The following is a 20,746-nucleotide window of genomic DNA, read 5'->3' on the forward strand; positions in this document are numbered from 1 at the left end:
ACGAGGGGCGACTGCACTCGACGTTGGGCAACATGACGCCCAATCAGTACGAGCGGCAAGCGGCCTGACAATCACCGATTGAGGTGTCCGGAAAAAGTTGACCACTTCAGAGCAAGCTCACTCCCACACGTTCAACATCTGCCGCATGTACCTGCTTTCTCCTCAAATACCCCGAACTATTGTTTCCATCGATTGCCAACATAGGCACGAACGCCGTTCTGTTTGCCCGTGCAAATCCGGATGATGGCGGCACTGATTAACCAGACAAGGATTTGCCCGCAATGTCCATCAACATGACCATTCTGTTGACCCTGATCGTTTCGTTCTCAATCGCTCTGGCCGGCGTGGTGCACATCTGATCTGACGCTGGCTGCACAAGCGCAGTCAGCGCCGAAGCCCGATCCAGCACACCAGACCGGGCCATCGATCGTCACTTGTTTATTCGTGAAAAGCCGCCACCGTCTCCTTGCTGCCGACAAAGAAACTGTCGGCGACGATGCGCAGCGGCTGCAAATCCAGATCGCTCTTGCCCGCGTCGATCAGTCGCGCGAAGTGCCCGTACATGGCCGGGTATTCGCCCTCCTCCGACACGGTCTGCGCCACGCCGTCGATGCTGACCTGCGCGCCGCCGGCGTCCAGGCGCATCACGCCTTCGTTGCAGTGCAGCTCGATGCTCCACTGCTCGTTCACGCTGTGATCGAAATCCAGCTCGGCGATCACCCGCACCTCCTCGCCGGAACGCATCTGCAACGACGCTGCAATCGGCGACTGGCAGTTGCTCGGCACGCTGAGGTTCGCCGATTCGACGAACAGCGCGCGGGGCAGCAGTTCGGTCACGATCGACAGCGCGTTGATCCCCGGATCGAACACCCCCAGACCGCCCGCCTGCCAGATCCACGCCTGACCCGGGTGCCATTTGCGCACCTGCTCTTTCCAGTCAATCCGCACCTGCTTGAGGGTCTTGCCCTCAAGCCACTGCACCGCGTTGCGTACGCCCGGGGCGAAGCGTGAATGCCAGGCGAACAGCCCGCTGACGCCCGCTGCATTGACCTCATCGATCAGGGCAAGGGCTTCGCCCAGGGTCGAGCACGCCGGTTTTTCCACCAGCACGTGTTTGCCGGCCTTCAGCGCTTCTTCAACCAGCGCAAAACGCCCCTGAGGCGGCGTGCAAAAGGCGATGGCGTCCACCGCCGGGCCTTGGGCGAGCAACTCAGCCAGCGAGCTGAAATTGGCCACGCCCGGACAGTGCTGACCCAGCGTCGCCACGGCCACCAGCTCAAAGCGGTCACTGGCGTGGATCGCCGGCACGTGCTGGTCCTGGGCGATCTTGCCGTAACCCACCAGCCCTAAACGAATCGGATGCATCGATGACTCCTGTGATGTTGTCGTTGTTATGACAGACGCGCCCCATACGGGGCGCCCTAAAGCAAATCAATGAATCGGTGCGGCCTCGCCCTGCTGATATTCGCGCGGGGTGCAGTTGAACTCCCGGCGGAACACCGTGTGCAGGTATTGCGCGGATTTGAAGCCACAGTTCTGTGCGATGTCGGCGATGGCCGTATCACCGTGTTTCAGCCCTGACGCGGCGGCGGTCAGTTTGAAGCTCAGAATTTCATCATGCACGCTGCAGCCGCGCGCCTTGCGAAAGTGCGATTCCAGCGAAGAACGGGAAATGCCGACGTAGCCCGCGACCTGGGCGGTTTTGATGCCCTGGCACGCGTACTGGCGAATGAAGTGCAGCGCCTGCATGACATAAGGGTTGCCCAGAGGCTGATGCAGGCTGGAGGCCTGAACGTTGATGGCCTCGGGCGGCACCAGAATCTGGCTGGCAGTCGAGGGCATGCCGTGGAGCATCTGGTGCAGCAACTGCGCCGCCATGCGCCCCATCAGTTGAGTCCCCTGAGTCACCGAACTGAGCGGCACCCGCGTCAGGGTGCGGGTCAGTGGGTCGTTGTCGATGCCGATCAGCGCCACCTGCTCGGGCACCGCAATGCCTGCCGTCAGGCACGCCTGCAGCAACTGCCGCGCGCGGGCGTCGCTGACGGCGATGATGCCGATGGGTTTGGGCAGGCTTTGCAGCCAGGTGATCTGTTGTTCGACGGCGCTGTCCCACAACGGCGCGCTGGTGCTCAGGCCGCGATAGACCTCACCGCGTAACCCGTCGCGCTGCAAAAGCCGGCGGAAGGCTTTTTCACGCTCCTGGGCCCAGCGATTGCTTTGTGCCTCCGGCAGGCTGAAACAGGCGAAGCGCGTCAGACCGGCCTCGATCAGGTGCTCGTACGCCAGCTTGATCAGGGCGAAATTGTCGGTCGCAACGTAGGGGATGTGCTTCGGGTAGGCCCGCTCGTCCTCGTAGGAACCGCCCACGGCCACCACCGGCAACGTGCTTCCGGCCAGCGCCTCGCCAATCAGCGGATCGTCGAAGTCGGCAATGATCCCGTCGCCCTGCCAGCGCTCGATGCCTTTCAGGCGACAGAGAAAATCCTCTTCCAGAAACAGATCCCAGGTCGCGCGGGTGCTGCTCAGGTAATTGCCGATGCCGGTGATGATGCCGCGGTCATAGATCTTGCCGCCGTTGAACAACAGCGCGATGCGGTGAGCGGGCGGGACGGTTTTCATTATTTTCCCCGGGCCTGTGAAGCGAGTCGGCACAGACTAGGCCTGAGCTGCACGAATCTCAATACTCAAAATCGAACACCGGGTTGGTGATTTTCGCAATCGGCGCGGACGGGGCCGTTGCTAGTATCGGGTACAGCCAAGAACAAAAAAACGTGCAGAACGCCGCCGACAAAACAATAAGGAAACCCCGATGCCCTGCTTCCCCGATGTCGACACCATTCGCTACGAAGGTCCCGGCAGCGAGTCGCCCCTCGCCTTCCGACATTACGACGCCAACAAGATCATCCTCGGCAAGCCCATGCGCGAACACCTGCGCATGGCCGCGTGCTACTGGCACACCTTCGTCTGGCCGGGCGCGGACATGTTCGGCGTCGGCACCTTCAAGCGTCCGTGGGTCAAGCCGGGGGACGCCATGGACCTGGCGCGTTTGAAGGCCGATGCGGCGTTCGAGTTCTTCTCAAAACTGGGCATCGACTATTACAGCTTCCACGACACCGACGTCGCACCCGAAGGCGCGAGCCTGAAAGAGTACAGCCACAACTTCGCGCAGATGGTCGACGAGCTCGAACGCCATCAGGAGCAGAGCGGCATTCAGCTGCTGTGGGGCACCGCCAACTGCTTCAGCAACCCGCGCTTCGCTGCCGGCGCCGCGAGTAACCCGGACCCGGAAGTGTTCGCCTTCGCCGCCGCTCAAGTGTTCAGCGCGATGAACGCGACCCATCGACTCAAGGGCTCGAACTACGTGCTGTGGGGCGGTCGCGAGGGTTACGAGACGCTGCTCAACACCGACCTTGCGCGCGAGCGCGAGCAACTGGGCCGCTTCATGCGCATGGTGGTCGAGCACAAACACAAGATCGGCTTTACCGGCGACCTGTTGATCGAGCCCAAACCCCAGGAGCCGACCAAACACCAATACGATTACGACACGGCCACGGTGTTCGGCTTTCTGCAACAGTTCGGTCTGGAGAAAGAGATCAAGGTCAATATCGAGGCCAACCACGCCACCCTCGCCGGCCACAGTTTTCACCATGAAATCGCCACGGCGGCGTCCCTCGGCATCTTCGGCAGCATCGACGCCAACCGGGGTGATCCGCAGAACGGCTGGGACACCGACCAGTTTCCCAACAGCGTTGAAGAGCTGACCCTGGCCACCTACGAAATCCTCAAGGCGGGCGGCTTCAAGAACGGCGGCTACAACTTCGATTCCAAAGTGCGCCGGCAGAGCCTGGACGAAATCGACCTGTTCTACGGCCACGTCGCGGCCATGGACGTCCTCGCGCTGTCGCTGGAACGGGCGGCGGCGATGATTCAGGACGATAAACTGCAGGCGTTCAAAGACCAGCGCTATGCCGGCTGGGACCAACCGTTCGGGCGCGCCGTGCTGTCGGGGGATTTCAGTCTGGATGCCCTGGCGCAGCACGCGCTGGACAACGAACTCAACCCGCACGCCGTGAGCGGCCGCCAGGAAATGCTCGAAGGCGTGGTGAACCGGTTTATCTATCCCTGACAGGTGATGATCGCAAAGCTTCCCGGCTAAAGCCGGTCCCACTAAAGGCATGCGATGTTTCTGTAGGACCGGCTTCAGCCGGGAAGAAGCCAGTGTGTGCAGCATCAATCGTGCGGCATGACGCCAACAGCTGCCCGGCTAAAGCCGGTCCTACTAACGTCAGCCGGTCCTGCTGCACAGCGAGGCTGGTTACATTCTCACGACAATTCCCCGCTCGCGGCGCACAACCAGTATCTACAGTTCCACCGGAAAACCCGTACACGCTCGGACAGTGTCTCTAAACAAAAATAACAGGACGCACCCCCATGAAGAGTTTCAAGACCACCCTGCTCGCCAGTGCCCTGGCCCTGCTCAGCCTGCCCGTCATGGCCGATTCAGCCCATCCGAAAATCGGCTTTTCCATCGATGACCTGCGCCTGGAACGCTGGGCCCGGGATCGCGACTACTTCGTTGCTGCCGCGGAGAAAATGGACGCCAAGGTGTACGTCCAGTCCGCCGATGCCAACGAAGGCAAACAGATCTCCCAGATCGAAAACCTGATCTCTCGGGGCGTCGATGTCATCGTCATCGTGCCGTTCAACGCCACCGTGCTGACCAACGCCGTCGCCGAAGCCAAGAAGGCCGGCATCAAAGTGGTGTCCTACGACCGGCTGATCCTCAACGCCGACATCGACGCCTACATCTCCTTCGATAACGAAAAAGTCGGTGAGATGCAGGCGACCGGCGTGCTCAAGGCCGCCCCAAAAGGCAATTACTTCCTGCTCGGCGGCGCGCCCACCGACAACAACGCCAAGGTCCTGCGCGAAGGCCAGATGAAAGTGCTGCAGCCGGCCATCGACAAGGGCGACATCAAGATTGTCGGTCAGCAGTGGGTCAAGGAGTGGAACCCGACCGAAGCCCTGAGCATCGTCGAAAACGCCCTGACCAAAAACAGCAACAAGATCGACGGCATCGTCGCTTCCAACGACGCCACCGCCGGCGGCGCCATTCAGGCCCTCGCCGCGCAGAAACTGGCCGGCAAAGTGCCGATCTCCGGCCAGGACGCTGACCTGGCAGCGGTCAAGCGCGTGATCGACGGGACGCAAACCATGACCGTCTACAAACCGCTGAAACTGATCGCCTCGGAAGCGGCGAAACTGTCGGTGCAACTGGCGCGCAACGAGAAGCCCCAGTTCAGCTCGCAGTACGACAACGGCGCGAAGAAGGTCGACACCATCCTCCTGACCCCGACGCCGCTGACCAAGGACAACATCGATCTGCTGGAGAAGGACGGGTTCTACACCAAGGATCAGATCGCGGGTAAGTAAGCTCGCGGCTCATCCGTACTGATTCCCAGCCAACACACAACGTGTGGGAGCGAGCTTGCTCGCGAAGAGGCCCTAAAGACCGCTGCATTATTCAGCGCCAGGGATACCGCTTTCGCGAGCAAGGTCGAGGTCGCCCACCCATGCTCACCTGCCGTGAGAACCGCTGTGTGAATCCAGTGCGAGGGGTGCTCGATCCCTTACTGGCTGCTTCTGCGCGAGATCCCGCAATGTCCGATTACCTGCTGCAAATGAACGGCATCGTCAAATCCTTCGGCGGCGTCAAGGCGCTCAACGGCATCGACATCAAGGTGCGGGCCGGCGAATGCGTCGGCCTGTGCGGCGAGAACGGCGCCGGCAAATCGACGCTGATGAAGGTTCTCTCGGCGGTCTATCCCCACGGCACCTGGGAGGGTGAAATCCTCTGGGACGGCCAGCCGCTGAAGGCGCAATCCATCAGCGAAACCGAGGCTGCCGGGATCGTCATCATTCACCAGGAACTCACCCTCGTCCCCGACCTGTCGGTGGCGGAAAACATCTTCATGGGCCACGAACTGACCCTGCCGGGCGGGCGCATGAATTACCCGGCGATGATCCACCGCGCCGAAGCCTTGATGCGCGAACTGAAAGTACCGGACATGAACGTCGCCCTGCCGGTCTCGCAATACGGCGGAGGCTATCAGCAACTGGTGGAAATCGCCAAGGCTTTAAACAAGCAGGCTCGCCTGCTGATCCTCGACGAACCCTCTTCGGCCCTGACCCGCTCGGAAATAGAAGTCCTGCTCGACATCATCCGCGAGCTCAAAGCCAAGGGCGTCGCCTGCGTCTACATCTCCCACAAGCTCGATGAAGTCGCCGCCGTCTGCGACACCATCTCGGTGATCCGCGACGGCAAGCACATCGCGACCACGGCCATGGCCGACATGGACATCCCGAAGATCATCACGCAGATGGTCGGCCGCGAGATGAGCAACCTCTACCCCACCGAACCCCATACCGTCGGCGAAGTGATTTTCGAGGCGCGCCACGTCACCTGCTACGACGTTGATAACCCCAAACGCAAGCGCGTCGATGACATCTCGTTCGTGCTCAGGCGCGGGGAAATCCTCGGCATCGCCGGGCTGGTCGGGGCCGGGCGCACCGAACTGGTCTCGGCGCTGTTCGGCGCCTACCCGGGGCGCTACACCGGCGAAGTGTGGCTGGACGGCAAAGCCATCGACACCCGCACGCCGCTCAAATCAATCCGCGCGGGGCTGTGCATGGTCCCCGAAGACCGCAAGCGCCAGGGCATCATTCCGGACCTGGGCGTGGGCCAGAACATTACCCTCGCCGTGCTCGACAGCTTCGCCCACCTGACGCGCATCGACGCCGAAGCCGAGCTGGGCAGCATCGACAAGGAAATCGCGCGCATGCACCTGAAGACCGCGAGCCCGTTCCTGCCGATCACCAGCCTGTCCGGGGGCAATCAGCAAAAGGCCGTGCTGGCGAAAATGCTGCTGACAAAGCCACGGGTGCTGATTCTCGACGAACCCACCCGCGGCGTGGACGTCGGCGCCAAGTACGAGATCTACAAACTGATGGGCGCGCTGGCGGCCAGCGGCGTGTCGATCATCATGGTGTCGTCGGAGCTGGCCGAGGTGCTGGGCGTGTCCGACCGGGTGCTGGTGATCGGCGACGGCCAGTTGCGCGGCGACTTCATCAATCAGGGCCTGACCCAGGAACAGGTGCTCGCGGCCGCACTCAGCCAGTCCGGCGACACTGCGTACAACAAAAACAATAACGACCGGCCAGGTGCTGTGGGAGACGCGCGTCAATGAATCAGCTCAAGCAACTGTTCACCCGCTACAAAATGCTCGCGCTGGTGATCGCCATCGCGGTGATCTGGCTGTTCTTCAGTTGGCAAACCGACGGGGGCTTTCTGACGCCGCGCAACCTGTCGAACCTGCTGCGGCAGATGTCGATCACCGGGATTCTCGCCTGCGGCATGGTGCTGGTGATCATCAGCGGCGAGATCGACCTGTCGGTGGGGTCGCTGCTCGGCTTGCTCGGCGGCGTGGCGGCCATTCTCGACGTGGTCTACCACCTGCCGTTGCCACTGAACCTGTGCATCGTCGCCGGATGCGGACTGCTGATCGGCCTTGCCAACGGCTGCATGACCGCGTACCTGCGCATCCCATCGTTCATCGTGGGGCTGGGCGGCATGCTGGCGTTTCGCGGGATTCTGCTGGGGATCACCGGCGGCACCACCATCGCGCCGGTGTCGCCGGAACTGGTCTACATCGGCCAGGGTTACCTGCCGCCGCTGGTGGGGATCGTGCTCGGCGTGCTGCTCTTTGCGCTGACGCTGTTTCTGACCTGGCGTCAGCGCAGCAACCGCGCATTGCACGGGCTGGCCGCCCACTCGCTGGTACGGGATGTGGTGCGCGTGGTGGCGATCGGTGCAGTGCTGGCGGGCTTCGTCTACACGCTGAACAGCTATGACGGGATTCCGGTGCCCGTGTTGCTGCTGTTGGTCCTGCTTGGGGTGTTCAGCTACATCACCAGCCAGACCGTGTTCGGCCGGCGGATCTATTCGGTGGGCAGCAACATGGAAGCCACACGCCTGTCTGGCATCAACGTGCAGGCGGTGAAGTTGTGGATCTTCGGCATCATGGGCGTCATGTGCGCCCTTGCCGGCCTGGTCAACACCGCCCGCCTGGCCGCCGGTTCACCGTCGGCGGGCAACATGGGTGAACTCGACGCCATCGCCGCCTGCTTCATCGGCGGCACCTCCATGCGTGGCGGCTCGGGCACCGTGTACGGCGCACTCCTCGGCGCCCTCGTCATCACCAGCCTCGACAACGGCATGTCCATGCTCGACGTCGACAGTTACTGGCAGATGATCGTCAAGGGCAGCATTCTGGTGCTGGCGGTGTGGGTGGATGTGAGTACCCGGGCTGGGCGGCGGTGAGGGTGGATCAGGTCAAGCCGCTGCATTTTCAGCGCTTGGCATACTGCATTCGCGAGCAAGGTGAAGCGCCACCCCGGTCGCTCCCACGGGGTGGTGGACTGGCTAGGGATTTCCGGTTGTTACAAAACCTGTAGGAGTGAGCTTGCTCGCGAAGAGGTCGGTACAGCCGCCGCAATTTCATCGCTTGAAATACCGCCTTCGCGAGCAAGGTGGAGCGCCACCCCGGTCGCTCCCACGGGATGGTGGTCTGGATAGGGATTTCCGGTTGTTGCAAAACCGGTGGGAGTGAGCTTGCTCGCGAAGGGGCCGGAACAGCCGCCGCATTTTCAGCGTCTGGACTACAGCCTTCGCGAGCAAGGTGGAGCGCCACCCCGGTCGCTCCCACGGGATGGTGGCCTGGCTAGGGATTTCCGGTTGTTGCAAAAACTGTGGGAGTCGTCCCGCCGCTCACGAAGAGGTCGGTACAGCCGCCGCATTTTCAGCGTCTGGACTACAGCCTTCGCGAGCAAGCTCGCTCGCTACCACGGGGTGGTGGTCTGGCTAGGGATTTCCGGTTGTTGCAAAAACTGTGGGAGTGAGCTTGCTCACGAAGGGGTCGGTACAGCCGCCGCATTTTCAGCGTCTGAAATACAGCATTCGCGAGCAAAGTGGAGCGCCACCCCGGTCGCTCCCAAACAAGGATTCCCCGTCAAGCCAATATGCGAGCCCCGCGCTGGAAGCAGTAGCTCACTCACCGCCCCTCCAGCAACTCCCCCGCCCGATCCAGCAACCCCAGCGGATCGTCCGTCTTGTGAATGTCCACCGAGAGCATCTGCCGAAACTTGCGCGCCCCGGGAAAGCCGGTGCCCAGGCCCAGCACGTGGCGGGTGATGTGGTGCATGGAGCCACCGTCGCGAAGGTGCGTTTCAACATAAGGGCGCAGCAGCGCCAGGGCTTCCGCGCGGGTGATCTGCGGGGCGTCGCTGCCGAACAGTTCGCGGTCCACCTCCGCCAGCAGGTACGGGTTGTGATACGCCTCGCGACCGAGCATCACGCCGTCGAAGGTGTTCAGGTGTTTCTGACATTGCTCCAGGGTTTTGATGCCGCCGTTGAGGATGATCTCCAGCTCGGGAAAGTCCTGCTTCAACTGCGCGGCGATGTCATAGCGCAGTGGCGGGATGTCGCGATTTTCCTTGGGCGACAGGCCTTCAAGAATGGCGATACGCGCATGCACAGTGAAACTGGTGCAGCCGGCGTCGCGCACGGTGCCGACAAACTCACAAAGCTGCTCGTAGCTGTCGCGGCCGCTGATGCCGATGCGGTGCTTGACCGTCACCGGAATCGTCACCGCGTCGCGCATGGCTTTGACGCAATCGGCCACCAACTGCGGATGCCCCATCAACACCGCGCCGATCATGTTGTTCTGCACGCGATCGCTCGGGCAACCGACGTTGAGGTTGACCTCGTCAAAGCCCGCCGCCTGAGCCAAACGCGCACTGGCGGCGAGGTCGGCCGGGTTGCTGCCACCCAGCTGCAGGGCCAGCGGATGCTCCGCCTCGTCGTGGCGCAAGAAGCGCTCGGTGTCGCCGTGGAGCAACGCGCCGGTGGTGACCATCTCGGTGTAGAGCAGCGCATTCTTCGACAGCAGACGCAGGAAGAAACGACAGTGACGATCCGTCCAGTCCATCATCGGGGCCACGGAGAAGCGGCGGGAGAGAGAGTTGGGTATAGTCGTGTTCACGGGCATTAGGGAGATCTGAATAGATGAGACAGAGGGCCGGAGTTTAGCAGGAACGGGGTAGCGACAGCCTTGATGGTTTTGCGTTACGGGTAAGTAGGGCTTAGCATGGGCGTTATGATCTCATATTGAGATCACTTCGCAAAACAGGTACGTTGAAGTGCGCTGTCGCCCTCCTAGATTAATTTTTTAAGGATTTTTTGTGAAAGGACTCAAGTCATTTTTGGTGTTGCGGTACATGCTGATCGAAAATAAACAGGCAGCCCTCGTCTCTAAGCCTCTTCCACGCCCTAAAGGCGCTGCCGTAGTTTCGGCCCTCCAAGACGATGGTCGTGAGTTTATTAAGAATAAGGTTCGCTATAGTTTTGTGGGTTTTTCTTATGTTGATCCAATAGTCGACGAGTTTCCCAAGGGAAGGTTTTTGGTCGGGAAAACTGCAAAACACAAAATAACTAAGGTGGGTGATAAAATTCCTGGGGACATCGTTCCTCATGACGCCGATGATTGGGTTCCTGTAATCACAATTGTTGATATTGTTGATCAATATGTTTTTGTGCAACATGATTGGAGGTTTGGTACGGAGGAGCAGATAGCTAATGCCATTCATGCTGGGTTAAAAAATGCTATTTTGGATGAGTATAACTATTCAATATTTATTGAGCCTAAAACCACTAAAGGGGAATTTTGGAGTATTGTTAATTCTCATGAAAAGGTTTTTGAGATCGAGTTGGAGCTGATTTCCCCAAATATTCTAGAGACTAATATCAAAGCGCGTGATGCACTCGCAGCTATGAAAAAGTTATTTGGTCAGGAGGAGGTTAAGATTGTTCTGAGTAATGAGTATGGTGATCTCAAAGCTCCGAAAGCTCCACTCGATGACTATCTTGATTATATTGAAGAAGGTGAAGGCAAGTGGAGTATTACAACGGAGGGTGAGAATGGCGGTAAAAAAATTTATAAGAGTATATCCGCTATAGTCAAAATTGATCTTGAAGTTCCTTCGGATGAAATTTTAATTCATGAGGGACAGTTAGAGCTGGAAACAGGCCTCCCTGCGCCGGGGCGTACTGGCAACGATGTCCGGATGGTATCTGAAGTCTATTCAGCTATAAGCAGCTTATTGAGGCGTTAGTATGCTTCGTTTACTAGTTGTTTTTTTAACGTCATTTAGCCTTTCCTTTCTGCTGCTGTGGGGGACGGACGGGGATGCTACCCCTATGTTTGGAAGTATTAATTCGGTTATTTATGTTTTGGGTGCAATGTTTGGAGCTTTATCTCTGGCGTTCTTTAATTATATTGAAGGGATTATGAAGGATGTTCCGAAAAAGTTAAAAATGAAGAATTTTGAACTGTATTCCTTAGTCGTAAATGCGTTGACGGATTTGAAGCGAGAAGTCATTAGTAATGTGCTGCTAGTTGTTGTCTTGTTGGTTTTAGCATTTTTTGCTGGTGCATTTGGGGAAATGGAATTTATACAAAGGCTGAGCTATACATCGTATTGGACGTGGGGTGTGCAATCTCTACGTGGCGCTTGTTTGTTGAGCGTTATTGTCGTGGTATGCGTTCAGTTAGCCGGGTTTGTTACGGCAAATAGTTTGCGAGCAGAGGTTTCCATGTACGGGGAATAGAGTTTGATTTGATGTGTGAGGGGGGGGGCAGATTCATAATATCGAGGTCAGTCCCTGGGGACCTCCAATGAACATGGTCGCCAACGTCAGCCAGACCGGCTGCAGCGGCAACGTGGCAACGTGGCAACGTGGCAACGATCTACCAACAGGTGCAGACCGGCGCCTACAACCAGGCCTTCGTCGGACAGTATGGTCAGGCGAATCAGGCCAGTGTTACCCAGGCCGGATTCGGCGGCGCCGTCTCCATCAAGCAGTTCGGCGACAACATGAACGCCAGCGCGACCCAACGGTGACCCCGATGATGGACTTCACGCAGTTGGTGGTGACGGTTGACGCCCAGCGCAGCGGTTCGACGGTGGTGATCCGCCCGCACCTGGAAAATCCTGCGCCGCTGACGCTGCAGTACCGAATGACCGTCAGGCAGACCAGCGCGCAAGGCACGTCGGCCATCAACCAGCAGGGCGATCTACAGAACGGTGTGGCGGCGAACAGCGTGAGCCTCACCCTGCCGGCCGAGGCGACGTGTCAGGTTCATCTGGAAGTCTTCGACCGAACCACCCTGATCAAAGCGGTGGACAGCGATTGCGGCAAGATACCCGCTCGCTGATTCAGACCGCGGCAGGTTCGGGAGGATCAGCCGCTCGGAGCACCCTGCCCGGGCCAGTCCCTGACCGTCGGCGGATTAGATGCCAGGCGCCGGGAACATCCCGGGCGGTCCGGGCTCCAACCAGTCTGGATCGAGTATCCGCCCTCCTCGGGAACCGACAGACCATGACCCCGCGCCGCCCTTTGTAAAAAGCTCGGATCGCCCGGATCATGGCTGACGCGCAGGCAGGCCGTTTGCGCAAACGCAGGCGTCTAAACCGGCGTGTCTGTCGCGGTTTACGCCCTTGAGTGACCGGCGGCGCTCGGGTAATGTCAGCACAACCACAGGACAGAGCACGCTCATGACTTCCAAGCTGGAACAACTCAAGCAATTCACCACCGTCGTGGCCGACACCGGCGATTTCGCTGCCATCGAAAAACTCAAGCCCGTCGACGCCACCACCAACCCTTCCCTCTTGCTCAAGGCTGCTTCCAGCGAGAGCAACAGCGACCGGTTGAAAGAAGCGTTCGCCGGCAGCAACAACGACATCAACGTCGCCAGCGACCGTTTCGCCGTCGCCATCGGCCGTGAAATTCTGAAAGTGGTCCCGGGCCGCGTTTCCACCGAAGTGGACGCGCGCCTGTCGTTCGACACCCAGGCCTGCATCGAACGCGCCGACCGCATCGTCGGTTTGTACGAAGATTTCGGCATCGGTCGCGACCGTATCCTGATCAAGCTGGCGTCCACCTGGGAAGGCATCAAGGCCGCTGAGGTGCTGGAAAAGAAAGGCATCCAGTGCAACCTGACCCTGCTGTTTTCTTTCGCTCAGGCTCAGGCCTGTGCCGACGCCGGCGTGTTCCTGATCTCGCCATTCGTGGGTCGCATCTACGACTGGTACAAGAAAGCCGAAGGCAAAGACTACGTCGGTGCAGAAGATCCGGGCGTGCAGTCAGTGACCCGCATCTACAACTACTACAAGGCCAACGACTACAAGACCGTGGTCATGGGCGCCAGTTTCCGTAACCTCAGCCAGATCGAAGAACTGGCTGGCTGCGACCGTCTGACCATCAGCCCTGACCTGCTGCAGAAGCTGGCAGAAGACAACGGCACGCTGGTGCAGAAACTCAAGCCAGGCAATGGCGGCGAGCCACGGGTGACCCTCAACGAAAGCCAGTTCCGCTGGGCTTCCAACGAAGACGCCATGGCCACCGAGAAACTGGCCGAAGGCATTCGTCAGTTCGCCCGTGACCAGGTGGCACTGGAAAAGATGCTGTCGGCCAAAGCCTAACGCGTCAGGGATGTAAAAAGGGCGGCACCTGTGAGGGTGCCGCCCTTTTTTATTGCCTCGGTTCAGGACCGGGGCGTGTTACTGATCTTACTGATGGCGTTGCTACTGGTGTTCCAGCGCGTTGACCAGATCACGGAAGGCTTCGCGGTTCGAATCGTTCAAGCCCATGAGGATCTTGTGGGCCTCAAGCACTTTGGCCTTGACCACGTCTTCGCACTGATCCTGGCTAGGCAGGTCGCTCAGGGCCTCAGGACGCGGAATCGGCCGACCGACGATGTTGAACACCTGATCGAAGCCCATGGACTGCAACAGGCGCGTGATGTCTTCGTGGGTGGTCACGACTGTCGGCAACAACCCGGCCTTCTGGCGCGAGAGGATCGACAGCTTGGCCAGCAGACCGAGGGTCGTGCTGTCGATGCTGCGGGTTTCGGTCAGATCGATGACCACCGTCGAAAAGTTCATCGAGGTGAAGATCCGCTCAATTGTCGCATCCAACGCCGAGCACAGTGTCAGACGCACTTCGCCCACAAACTTGAGGACGAATGTGCCGTCTTGCTCGGCGAACTGGATTCTACCGGTACTCATTAAAGGTTCCTGCTCAACACTAACAAGGCGATATCATCCGGCATCTCCCCTAGCGTGGCCAATCCAAACGTCTGGCGCAGACCATCCAGGCTGCCCCCCGCCGCCTTGACCAGTTCGGGCAAGTTGGCTTCTTTCTCTTTGAGTGTATCACCTGGCAGAAGGTCCAGAATGCCATCGGACAGCAGCGTCAGACTAAAGGACTCGGGCAGGTCGATGACGTGATCCGTGTAAGTCGCTTCGTTGAACAGCCCGACGGGCAGACCGCGGCCCTCAAGGTAATGCGTGTCGCCCGGGGTGTAGAACACCGGCAGCGGCAGATGACCGCCGACGCTGTAGGTCAATTGCCCGGTTTCCTCGTCGATCACGCCGCCCACCATCGTCACGTGCTTGCCCAGCTTGCAGCTGATCAGCCCGCGATTGATGTGGCCCAGCACGTCGGACGGCTTGAACTCCGGCAGACTGCCGCCGCGCTTGGACTCGAACAGCAGGCGCGTGGTCATGAACTTCAACAGCACAGTGATGAACGCTGACGATGCGCCATGGCCGGACACGTCCGCCAGATAAAACGCAACACGTCGCTCATCGACCCGAAAATAATCCACGAAATCGCCCGACAGGTACAGCGACGGAATGATCTCATGTTCGAATTCGAACGCGTCGATGGCCCAGGGGCTGGTGGGCAGCATGTTCATCTGCACCTGACGGCCTGCGTCCTGGTCTTCCTGCAGCAAATGCAGACTGGCCTCGAGCTCGCGGTTGGCGGTCTCCAGCTTCTGTCGGTATTCCTGGTTCTCGTGGAGCAGGCGCGCCCGATCCAGCGCGCGTCTGACAGAGTGCTCCAGCACGGCAAGGTCTTCGAGGGGTTTGATCAGGTAATCGGCAGCGCCAAGGCGCAGTGCTTCGACGGCATCGCTCATGACGCCGGCGCCAGACACCACAATGACCGGCGTTTCCGGCGCGAGGCTGGTGACCTGACGAATCAGTTCGAGACCGCCCACCTGCGGCATGCGCAGATCGCAGATCAGCAGATCGGGCTTTTCCTGCTCGAAAGTCTGTAGACCCTGCAGGCCATTACCGGCTTGCAGAACGCTGAACCCGCTGTCTTCCAAATAGGCTGCGAGACTCGCGCGCACTACTTCGTCGTCATCGATGATCAGCAGCGTGGCACTGGTTTTTTGCATGTGGGCAAACGGCGCCAGATTAGGTTGGCGTAGGCGGCTGGTTGCAGTCAGCCCGCGTACTGGATTCGCTTCTAGCCTCTCTGGCTCAGGTAGCGGACTTTTGGTCAAACGCTTCACATGACAGAGCTGCCCTTCAAGGCGCAGACGGTACTCCCATCCGCCTGGCGTTTCAAGCGGGCCCCGCTGCCGAGCGGTGTCTTTACATCGCAAATCACCCGGAGTTATAAGAACCGTTAAATCAGCAATCAAAACAAAGGATGTGCCATGGGCCAGCTCGATCGCGATTACGAAGAAAAACGGGATTACATTCGCATGCGGGTCGATGCGGACATCAACCTGATCTACGCCGGCCAGATTATCCCGGCGGTCTGCGTGGATCTCTCCAGCTCAGGCATGCAGATACAGGCGCCCCGCTCGTTTCAGGTGGGCGACAAGATCAGCGTGAGCATCGATTCCGAGCACGCTGCGCTCAAGGGCCTGGAGGCCGATACCGAAGTGGTCTGGATCGCCGACATCGACGGCGGCGAGCAGAAACTGGGGCTGACGATTCTGGCGATGAAGTGACGGCAGCACGGAACTCCGTCACATTTTCGAAAAATAGCGAAAATAAAAAGGCGACCCTTAGGTCGCCTTTTTAGCATCGTTTTGCAGACCGGCCGGATCAGAAGTCGTCGACGACCTTACCGTCTTTGACCTTGAACTCGCGATTCTGCAGGTAAGCGTTGCGGATGAAGATGTACTTGTCACCATTGATCAGCTTTTCAGCCGACAGCAGGCTGGCGCGAGTGTCGACAACGCTCACGCCCAGCGCAGTGTTGCGCGTCGGCACGTGATCGATGTAACGCCAAGGCTGAGTGTAGGTGTCCGGGTATTTGGCGAACGCGTCACGCACGGTACTTGGACCGAGCAGTGGCACCATTACGAACGGACCGCTGGGCACGCCCCAGTGGCCGAGGGTCTGGCCGAAGTCTTCGTCGTTGCGCTGCAGGCCCATCTTGGTGCCGACGTCGAAGAAGCCGAGCAGGCCGAAAGTGGTGTTGAAGATCAGGCGGGCGGTGTCGACGCCGGCTGCCTCAGGCTTGGCCTGGAGCACATCGTTGGCAAAGTTGGTCACTTCGCCGACGTTCTTGAACATGTTGTGGATGCCGTCTTCGAGGAACTGCGGCGTGATGAACTCATAGCCTTGGGCAATGGGTTTCAGCGCGTAGGTGTCGACGGTGTCGTTAAAACGGAAAATCGCACGGTTGACGCCTTCCCACGGATCTTCGTCCGCCGCGTTTGCAGCCATCGGCGCCACGGCCAGGCTGGCCCACACGCATGTTCGAACCAGACGATTGATAAAGCCTGCACCGTTCTCGGGCATAGCTGAGACTCCCAGTCAAAGTAATGAAGCGGGCGCTACGCCCCAAACCAAAGGCGAGAGTATAAAGCCTTCTGTGACTATTTACGTCGCTGAAATGGTCGGTGTTTTGTAGGGCAATAAACCTCCTGAATCACTGTCATCGTTCAGTCATCGATTTGTCATGACAATCCCTTAGCGTCAACGGCTTTGAGAGGGAATGCCATGCTCGCCCCGGTTGCCGTCGCTGCTCCGTCGTTCACCGCTGTATTGTTCGGGTTGAGCGGATGCCTCGTCGACTTCGGCGCCCAGACGCGCACGCTGCTTGCCAGTGATGGCAAGTCCCTTGTCTCCCAGGACGCCCAACCCTTTGCAGCACTGGCGCCCGGTGCGATCAATGCGCTGAAGCATCTCAAGCAGCACGGCATTCCCTGCGCCTGGATCGATGAATACCCCTCCTCTATCACCGATCAACTGGCTGCGCCACTCAGCAGCTTGATTGTTCCTACTCCCGCGCCGACCAACCGCTGGCCAGCGCCTGATGCGTGCTGGCAGGCGCTGATGACTCTTGGCGTCCAGCAACTGGACGGCTGTGTGCTGGTCAGCGGCGATCCGCGTCTGCTGATGGCCGGGATCAACGCAGGACTGTGGACGGTCGGGCTGGCGTCCTGCGGGCCGCTGTGCGGTTTGTCACCCGAGCAATGGGAGGCGTTGAGCGACCTGGATCGCGAGCGCCGTCGGGGCCGCGCCACCCTTGAGCTGTATGCCGCCGGCGCGCATTCGGTCATCGATCACCTGGGCGAACTGGAGTCGTGTCTGGCGGATATCACGCTCCGCCGGCAGAAGTCGGAAAAGCCTTGATCTGACTGGCGTCATGCACAGCGGGCTGGAGTGGATTAGTCTATGACCGTAAAGGACCTTTGCCTGCGCATTGCGGTCCATCGAGAGACTAATCAGATTAAGGAACACCCCATGTCCGTCAGTGACTTGCAACTACAACTCAACACGCTGCGCGAGCAGCTCGAGCAGAATCCGCAGCTGACGCTGGAGGAGCGCGGGAATCTGACCGAGGTCATGGAGCAGATCCAGGCGCAGATCGAACTCGAGACAGTCTCTCAAGACCCGAGTATCTCCGATGGCGTCAACCTGGCGGTCGAGCGCTTTGAAGTCGATCACCCCACCATTGCCGGCACCCTGCGCAATGTATTGGTCACACTGGGCAGCATGGGGATCTGAATCATCCCTTCCCATTCATGTGAGAGCGCCAAGCCGGTCGCTCCCACGGTGCGTTCACTTGCAGAACATGAGTGAGAAATTACTGCCGCGCGAGACGTCCGTTCTCCAGCGTCAGTGTTTCAGTGCTGCGGTAGGGGTTGATGTCCAGCCCGCCGCGGCGCACGTAACGCGCGTACACCGTCAGTTTCTCGGGCTTCAGCAAGCGCTGCAGGTCCATGAAGATGCGCTCCACGCACTGCTCGTGGAAATCCGAATGCTGGCGGAAGCTGACGATGTAGGCCAGGAAACTTGCGTGATCAAGCGCCGCGCCACGGTATTCAACCGCAACGCTGCCCCAGTCCGGCTGGCTCGTCACCGGGCAGTTGGATTTAAGCAAATGGCTGTGCAGCGCGTCGTCTACCACTCTCGACTCATCGCAGCGCAGCAGTTCAGGTTGAGGACGGTCGTAGCTTGAAATGCTCACGTCAAGGTCATCCACGCACAAACCCGGCACCGCGACGATACCCTCGGCCTCGATGTCCTTGAGGCTGCGAACGCGCACCCCCACCGGCTTGCCCGCGGCAGCCGACAGATCCTTCTCCAGCGTGGCGATCAGCTCGGATTCAGACGCAAACGCGGTCTGATTGAGCGAATTGAGGTAGAGCTTGAACGACTTGGATTCGATGATATTGGCCGAGTCCGCCGGAATGCTGAACTCACCGATAGCCACCACCGGCTTGCCCGACGGCATCAGCCAGGACAGCTCGTAGCAATTCCAGAAATCGACACCCTGATAAGGCAGCGTCTCGGCGGTCAGCCCAAGCTCTGCCCATTTGGCAGCGCGCGGAATCGGGAACAGCAGAGACGGCGTGTAGGTGGCGATGTACTCGCTGGACTTGCCCAGCGGCGAGTGTTCGGCTGCGGGATGCATGGCGGGACCTGAACCTTAAAAAGCGGCTGTTAAAAACCAAGGCCGCGAAGTTTATCGGGTTCGGACCGGGTTTTCAGCGTTTACTGACTGATCGCCACCTTGCCGACCATGCCCGCCTGGTAATGCCCGGGGATATTGCAGGCGAACTCCAGGCCCGTGGCGTCGGTGAACGTCCAGGTCAGCTCGGCGGTTTTGCCCGGTTCGACCAGCACGCTGTTGGGATCGTCATGTTTCATGCTCCCGGCGCCCTGCTCCGAGCCATGCGCCATGCCGTGATCCATCCCGGCCATGTCGTGCTTCATGCCGGTCGGGGTGAGCATGCCGCTGGCCGTCATTTTCAGCATTTCATGCTGATGCGCCGCATGCATGGCTGCATCACCGAGGTTGAACTCGTGCAACAGGCGGCCCTTGTTGACCAGCACGAAGCGCACGGTCTCGCCCTTTTTTACGTCCAGCGATTTAGGCTCAAAGTAGATATCGCCCAGGGTCACTTCAACCGTGCGCGTTGCCTGAGCCGCATCGGCGGGATGACCGAAGGCGAAATGCTCGCCGGGTGACGCCTGCGCCGGGAGGCTTGCACCCAGCAACAGGGCAATGGCGAAAAGACGGGTCATCGTCATTTCCTATTCGTAGCGCAAGGCGTGGGCCGGCTGGATCTGAGCGGCGCGGTAGGCCGGGTAGATCGTTGCCAGGAAGCTGAGGATAAACCCGGCACTGCAGATCAGCGCCACGTCACTGCCTTCGAGCTTCGACGGCAGATTGCTGATGAAGTACACGTCCGACGTGAAGATGTGCTGGCCCGTCACGCGCTCGACCCAGCCGACGATCTGGCTGACGTTAATCGCTGCAATCACGCCCAGCACGCCGCCGATCACGGTACCGACGATGCCGATGACGGTGCCCTGAACCATGAAAATGCTCATAATCTGGCCCGGTGTCGCGCCGATGGTGCGCAGGATCGCGATGTCGGCGCCCTTATCGTTTACCACCATGATCAGCGTGGCGATGATGTTAAACGCCGCCACGGCAACGATCATCAGCAACAGCAGACCGATCATGGTCTTTTCCATCTTCATCGCGCTGAACAGGCTGCCCTGGCTGTGGGTCCAGTCATCCGCCTTGTAGTCCGGACCGAGTCCGGCGGCGATGGCCGTCGACACCTGCGGCGCGGCGTACAGATCGGTCAGCGCCAAGCGCACACCCTGCACCTGATTGGGCTGCCAGCGCTGGATCACGGCGGCATCGGCCACGTTGACCAGCGCCATGGAACCGTCCAGCTCAGCGCCGACCTTGAACACGCCAACCACCGTCAAACGCTGCAGGCGCGGGGTGATGCCACCCGGGGCACTGCTGATTTCCGGGACGATCAGTGTCAGTTTGTCGCCGACGTTCAGGCGAAAGCGCCGGGCGGTGATTTCACCGATCACCACCCCAAACTCACCGGCCTTCAAGTCCTGCAGCCGGCCCTGCACGATATGCTGGGTCACGATGGAGACTTTGGATTCCAGGGCCGGGTCGACGCCGTTGATCTGAATCGGCTGCATCGAACCTTTGTACGACAGCATGCCGTCCATTTCAGTGAACGGCACGGCGGCCGTCACCTGCGGGTCTTTCAGCGACGCCTTCGCAGCGGGCTGCCAGTCGTCCAGCGGCTTCACGCCAGAGATCACTGCATGGGGGACCATGCCGAGGATCCGCGAACTCATTTCCTGCTGGAAACCGTTCATCACGGACAGCACCACGATCATCGCCAGCACGCCCAGCGCCAGCCCGATCATCGAGGTCATGGAAATGAACGAGATGAAGTGGTTGCGACGCTTGGCCCGCGTGTAGCGCGTACCGATAAAGATGGATAACGGTCTGAACATTCGTGGAGCACCGTAACTAAGCAGCTAA

General features: G+C 59.7%; 21 protein-coding genes. 12 read left to right on the forward strand and 9 right to left on the reverse strand.

The genetic code is table 11. From position 1 onward, the window contains the following. Positions 1–438: 438 nt before the first annotated feature. Positions 439–1,365 carry a Gfo/Idh/MocA family protein gene (locus tag QWI20_RS14105; RefSeq protein ID WP_369306022.1) on the reverse strand — a complete coding sequence of 309 codons (927 nt, stop codon included), beginning with the start codon at positions 1,363–1,365 and terminating at the stop codon, positions 439–441. Between the two features lie 66 nt (positions 1,366–1,431). Beyond that, positions 1,432–2,619 carry a XylR family transcriptional regulator gene (locus QWI20_RS14110; protein WP_369306023.1) on the reverse strand — a complete coding sequence of 396 codons (1,188 nt, stop codon included), beginning with the start codon at positions 2,617–2,619 and terminating at the stop codon, positions 1,432–1,434. A 190-nt stretch (positions 2,620–2,809) separates the two neighbouring features. Here QWI20_RS14110 and xylA point away from each other — a divergent pair, with 190 nt between their 5' ends. The 4 genes from xylA (at position 2,810) to QWI20_RS14130 (ending at position 8,380) form a co-directional block, all read left to right on the forward strand. Next, the gene (xylA, locus tag QWI20_RS14115; RefSeq protein WP_369306024.1) at positions 2,810–4,126 is read left to right on the forward strand and encodes a xylose isomerase; all 1,317 of its coding nucleotides are present in this window, start codon (positions 2,810–2,812) and stop codon (positions 4,124–4,126) included. Positions 4,127–4,431: 305 nt separating this feature from the next. Next, entirely contained in the window at positions 4,432–5,433 is a 1,002-nt protein-coding gene (gene xylF / locus QWI20_RS14120) for a D-xylose ABC transporter substrate-binding protein (protein ID WP_369306025.1), read from the forward strand. Between the two features lie 227 nt (positions 5,434–5,660). Further along, positions 5,661–7,247, forward strand: a complete 1,587-nt coding sequence (gene xylG, locus QWI20_RS14125) for a D-xylose ABC transporter ATP-binding protein (RefSeq protein ID WP_369306026.1) — start codon at positions 5,661–5,663, stop codon at positions 7,245–7,247. Continuing rightward, positions 7,244–8,380, forward strand: a complete 1,137-nt coding sequence (locus tag QWI20_RS14130) for a sugar ABC transporter permease (protein WP_369306027.1) — start codon at positions 7,244–7,246, stop codon at positions 8,378–8,380. Before xylG ends, QWI20_RS14130 begins: the two co-directional genes overlap by 4 nt. Positions 8,381–9,110: 730 nt before the next feature. Here the strand turns inward: QWI20_RS14130 and dusA are convergent. Then, entirely contained in the window at positions 9,111–10,106 is a 996-nt protein-coding gene (dusA, locus tag QWI20_RS14135; protein WP_369306028.1) for a tRNA dihydrouridine(20/20a) synthase DusA, read from the reverse strand. Between the two features lie 193 nt (positions 10,107–10,299). Here dusA and QWI20_RS14140 point away from each other — a divergent pair, with 193 nt between their 5' ends. The 5 genes from QWI20_RS14140 to tal all read left to right on the forward strand — a co-directional run bounded on the left by QWI20_RS14140 (position 10,300) and on the right by tal (position 13,599). Further along, entirely contained in the window at positions 10,300–11,229 is a 930-nt protein-coding gene (locus QWI20_RS14140; RefSeq protein WP_369306029.1) for a hypothetical protein, read from the forward strand. Position 11,230: 1 nt separating this feature from the next. Then, complete coding sequence (locus QWI20_RS14145) at positions 11,231–11,725, forward strand: hypothetical protein (protein ID WP_369306030.1); 495 nt, start codon at positions 11,231–11,233, stop codon at positions 11,723–11,725. A gap of 128 nt (positions 11,726–11,853) precedes the next feature. Further along, positions 11,854–12,018: a hypothetical protein gene (locus QWI20_RS14150; RefSeq protein ID WP_369306031.1), complete on the forward strand. Its 165-nt coding sequence runs from the start codon at positions 11,854–11,856 to the stop codon at positions 12,016–12,018. Between the two features lie 5 nt (positions 12,019–12,023). Beyond that, positions 12,024–12,332, forward strand: a complete 309-nt coding sequence (gene csgH / locus QWI20_RS14155) for a curli-like amyloid fiber formation chaperone CsgH (protein ID WP_369306032.1) — start codon at positions 12,024–12,026, stop codon at positions 12,330–12,332. A 340-nt stretch (positions 12,333–12,672) separates the two neighbouring features. Further along, positions 12,673–13,599, forward strand: coding sequence for a transaldolase (gene tal, locus QWI20_RS14160; protein WP_369306033.1), 927 nt, complete (start codon positions 12,673–12,675; stop codon positions 13,597–13,599). Positions 13,600–13,701: 102 nt separating this feature from the next. Here the strand turns inward: tal and rssC are convergent, their stop codons facing one another. Continuing rightward, entirely contained in the window at positions 13,702–14,184 is a 483-nt protein-coding gene (gene rssC, locus QWI20_RS14165; protein ID WP_037009276.1) for an anti-sigma factor antagonist RssC, read from the reverse strand. Further along, positions 14,184–15,365, reverse strand: coding sequence for a two-component system response regulator RssB (gene rssB / locus QWI20_RS14170; protein WP_282372705.1), 1,182 nt, complete (start codon positions 15,363–15,365; stop codon positions 14,184–14,186). Before rssB ends, rssC begins: the two co-directional genes overlap by 1 nt. A gap of 264 nt (positions 15,366–15,629) precedes the next feature. On the opposite strand from rssB, the gene QWI20_RS14175 reads away from it, so the two are divergent. Then, positions 15,630–15,929 carry a PilZ domain-containing protein gene (locus QWI20_RS14175; protein ID WP_192174294.1) on the forward strand — a complete coding sequence of 100 codons (300 nt, stop codon included), beginning with the start codon at positions 15,630–15,632 and terminating at the stop codon, positions 15,927–15,929. A 97-nt stretch (positions 15,930–16,026) separates the two neighbouring features. Here the strand turns inward: QWI20_RS14175 and QWI20_RS14180 are convergent, their stop codons facing one another. Next, the gene (locus QWI20_RS14180; RefSeq protein WP_369306034.1) at positions 16,027–16,728 is read right to left on the reverse strand and encodes a VacJ family lipoprotein; all 702 of its coding nucleotides are present in this window, start codon (positions 16,726–16,728) and stop codon (positions 16,027–16,029) included. A gap of 201 nt (positions 16,729–16,929) precedes the next feature. Between QWI20_RS14180 and QWI20_RS14185 the strand changes: the two genes are divergently transcribed. Further along, the gene (locus tag QWI20_RS14185) at positions 16,930–17,565 is read left to right on the forward strand and encodes an HAD family phosphatase (protein ID WP_369306035.1); all 636 of its coding nucleotides are present in this window, start codon (positions 16,930–16,932) and stop codon (positions 17,563–17,565) included. 111 nt (positions 17,566–17,676) lie between these two features. Further along, positions 17,677–17,940, forward strand: a complete 264-nt coding sequence (locus QWI20_RS14190) for a DUF4404 family protein (protein WP_074885178.1) — start codon at positions 17,677–17,679, stop codon at positions 17,938–17,940. Between the two features lie 79 nt (positions 17,941–18,019). On the opposite strand, the gene queF is transcribed toward QWI20_RS14190, so the two are convergent. The 3 genes from queF to QWI20_RS14205 form a co-directional block, all read right to left on the reverse strand. Continuing rightward, positions 18,020–18,850 (reverse strand): NADPH-dependent 7-cyano-7-deazaguanine reductase QueF, encoded by an 831-nt coding sequence (queF, locus tag QWI20_RS14195; RefSeq protein WP_369306036.1) that lies wholly within the window; start codon positions 18,848–18,850, stop codon positions 18,020–18,022. Between the two features lie 80 nt (positions 18,851–18,930). After that, on the reverse strand, positions 18,931–19,470 hold the full coding sequence (locus QWI20_RS14200; RefSeq protein ID WP_369306037.1) for a plastocyanin/azurin family copper-binding protein: 540 nt from the start codon (positions 19,468–19,470) through the stop codon (positions 18,931–18,933). A gap of 3 nt (positions 19,471–19,473) precedes the next feature. Continuing rightward, positions 19,474–20,718 (reverse strand): lipoprotein-releasing ABC transporter permease subunit, encoded by a 1,245-nt coding sequence (locus QWI20_RS14205; RefSeq protein ID WP_369306038.1) that lies wholly within the window; start codon positions 20,716–20,718, stop codon positions 19,474–19,476. Positions 20,719–20,746 lie beyond the last annotated feature (28 nt).

The organism is Pseudomonas sp. W2-17, assembly GCF_041060445.1.
Classification (GTDB): Bacteria; Pseudomonadota; Gammaproteobacteria; order Pseudomonadales; family Pseudomonadaceae; genus Aquipseudomonas.

Coding starts and splice junctions, on each gene's coding strand:
- QWI20_RS14105 (WP_369306022.1), bottom strand. CDS start 1,365: ATGCATCCGATTCGTTTAGGGCTGGTGGGTTACGGCAAGATCGCCCAG.
- QWI20_RS14110 (WP_369306023.1), bottom strand. CDS start 2,619: ATGAAAACCGTCCCGCCCGCTCACCGCATCGCGCTGTTGTTCAACGGC.
- xylA (WP_369306024.1), top strand. CDS start 2,810: ATGCCCTGCTTCCCCGATGTCGACACCATTCGCTACGAAGGTCCCGGC.
- xylF (WP_369306025.1), top strand. CDS start 4,432: ATGAAGAGTTTCAAGACCACCCTGCTCGCCAGTGCCCTGGCCCTGCTC.
- xylG (WP_369306026.1), top strand. CDS start 5,661: ATGTCCGATTACCTGCTGCAAATGAACGGCATCGTCAAATCCTTCGGC.
- QWI20_RS14130 (WP_369306027.1), top strand. CDS start 7,244: ATGAATCAGCTCAAGCAACTGTTCACCCGCTACAAAATGCTCGCGCTG.
- dusA (WP_369306028.1), bottom strand. CDS start 10,106: ATGCCCGTGAACACGACTATACCCAACTCTCTCTCCCGCCGCTTCTCC.
- QWI20_RS14145 (WP_369306030.1), top strand. CDS start 11,231: ATGCTTCGTTTACTAGTTGTTTTTTTAACGTCATTTAGCCTTTCCTTT.
- csgH (WP_369306032.1), top strand. CDS start 12,024: ATGATGGACTTCACGCAGTTGGTGGTGACGGTTGACGCCCAGCGCAGC.
- tal (WP_369306033.1), top strand. CDS start 12,673: ATGACTTCCAAGCTGGAACAACTCAAGCAATTCACCACCGTCGTGGCC.
- rssC (WP_037009276.1), bottom strand. CDS start 14,184: ATGAGTACCGGTAGAATCCAGTTCGCCGAGCAAGACGGCACATTCGTC.
- rssB (WP_282372705.1), bottom strand. CDS start 15,365: ATGCAAAAAACCAGTGCCACGCTGCTGATCATCGATGACGACGAAGTA.
- QWI20_RS14175 (WP_192174294.1), top strand. CDS start 15,630: ATGGGCCAGCTCGATCGCGATTACGAAGAAAAACGGGATTACATTCGC.
- QWI20_RS14180 (WP_369306034.1), bottom strand. CDS start 16,728: ATGCCCGAGAACGGTGCAGGCTTTATCAATCGTCTGGTTCGAACATGC.
- QWI20_RS14185 (WP_369306035.1), top strand. CDS start 16,930: ATGCTCGCCCCGGTTGCCGTCGCTGCTCCGTCGTTCACCGCTGTATTG.
- QWI20_RS14190 (WP_074885178.1), top strand. CDS start 17,677: ATGTCCGTCAGTGACTTGCAACTACAACTCAACACGCTGCGCGAGCAG.
- queF (WP_369306036.1), bottom strand. CDS start 18,850: ATGCATCCCGCAGCCGAACACTCGCCGCTGGGCAAGTCCAGCGAGTAC.
- QWI20_RS14200 (WP_369306037.1), bottom strand. CDS start 19,470: ATGACGATGACCCGTCTTTTCGCCATTGCCCTGTTGCTGGGTGCAAGC.
- QWI20_RS14205 (WP_369306038.1), bottom strand. CDS start 20,718: ATGTTCAGACCGTTATCCATCTTTATCGGTACGCGCTACACGCGGGCC.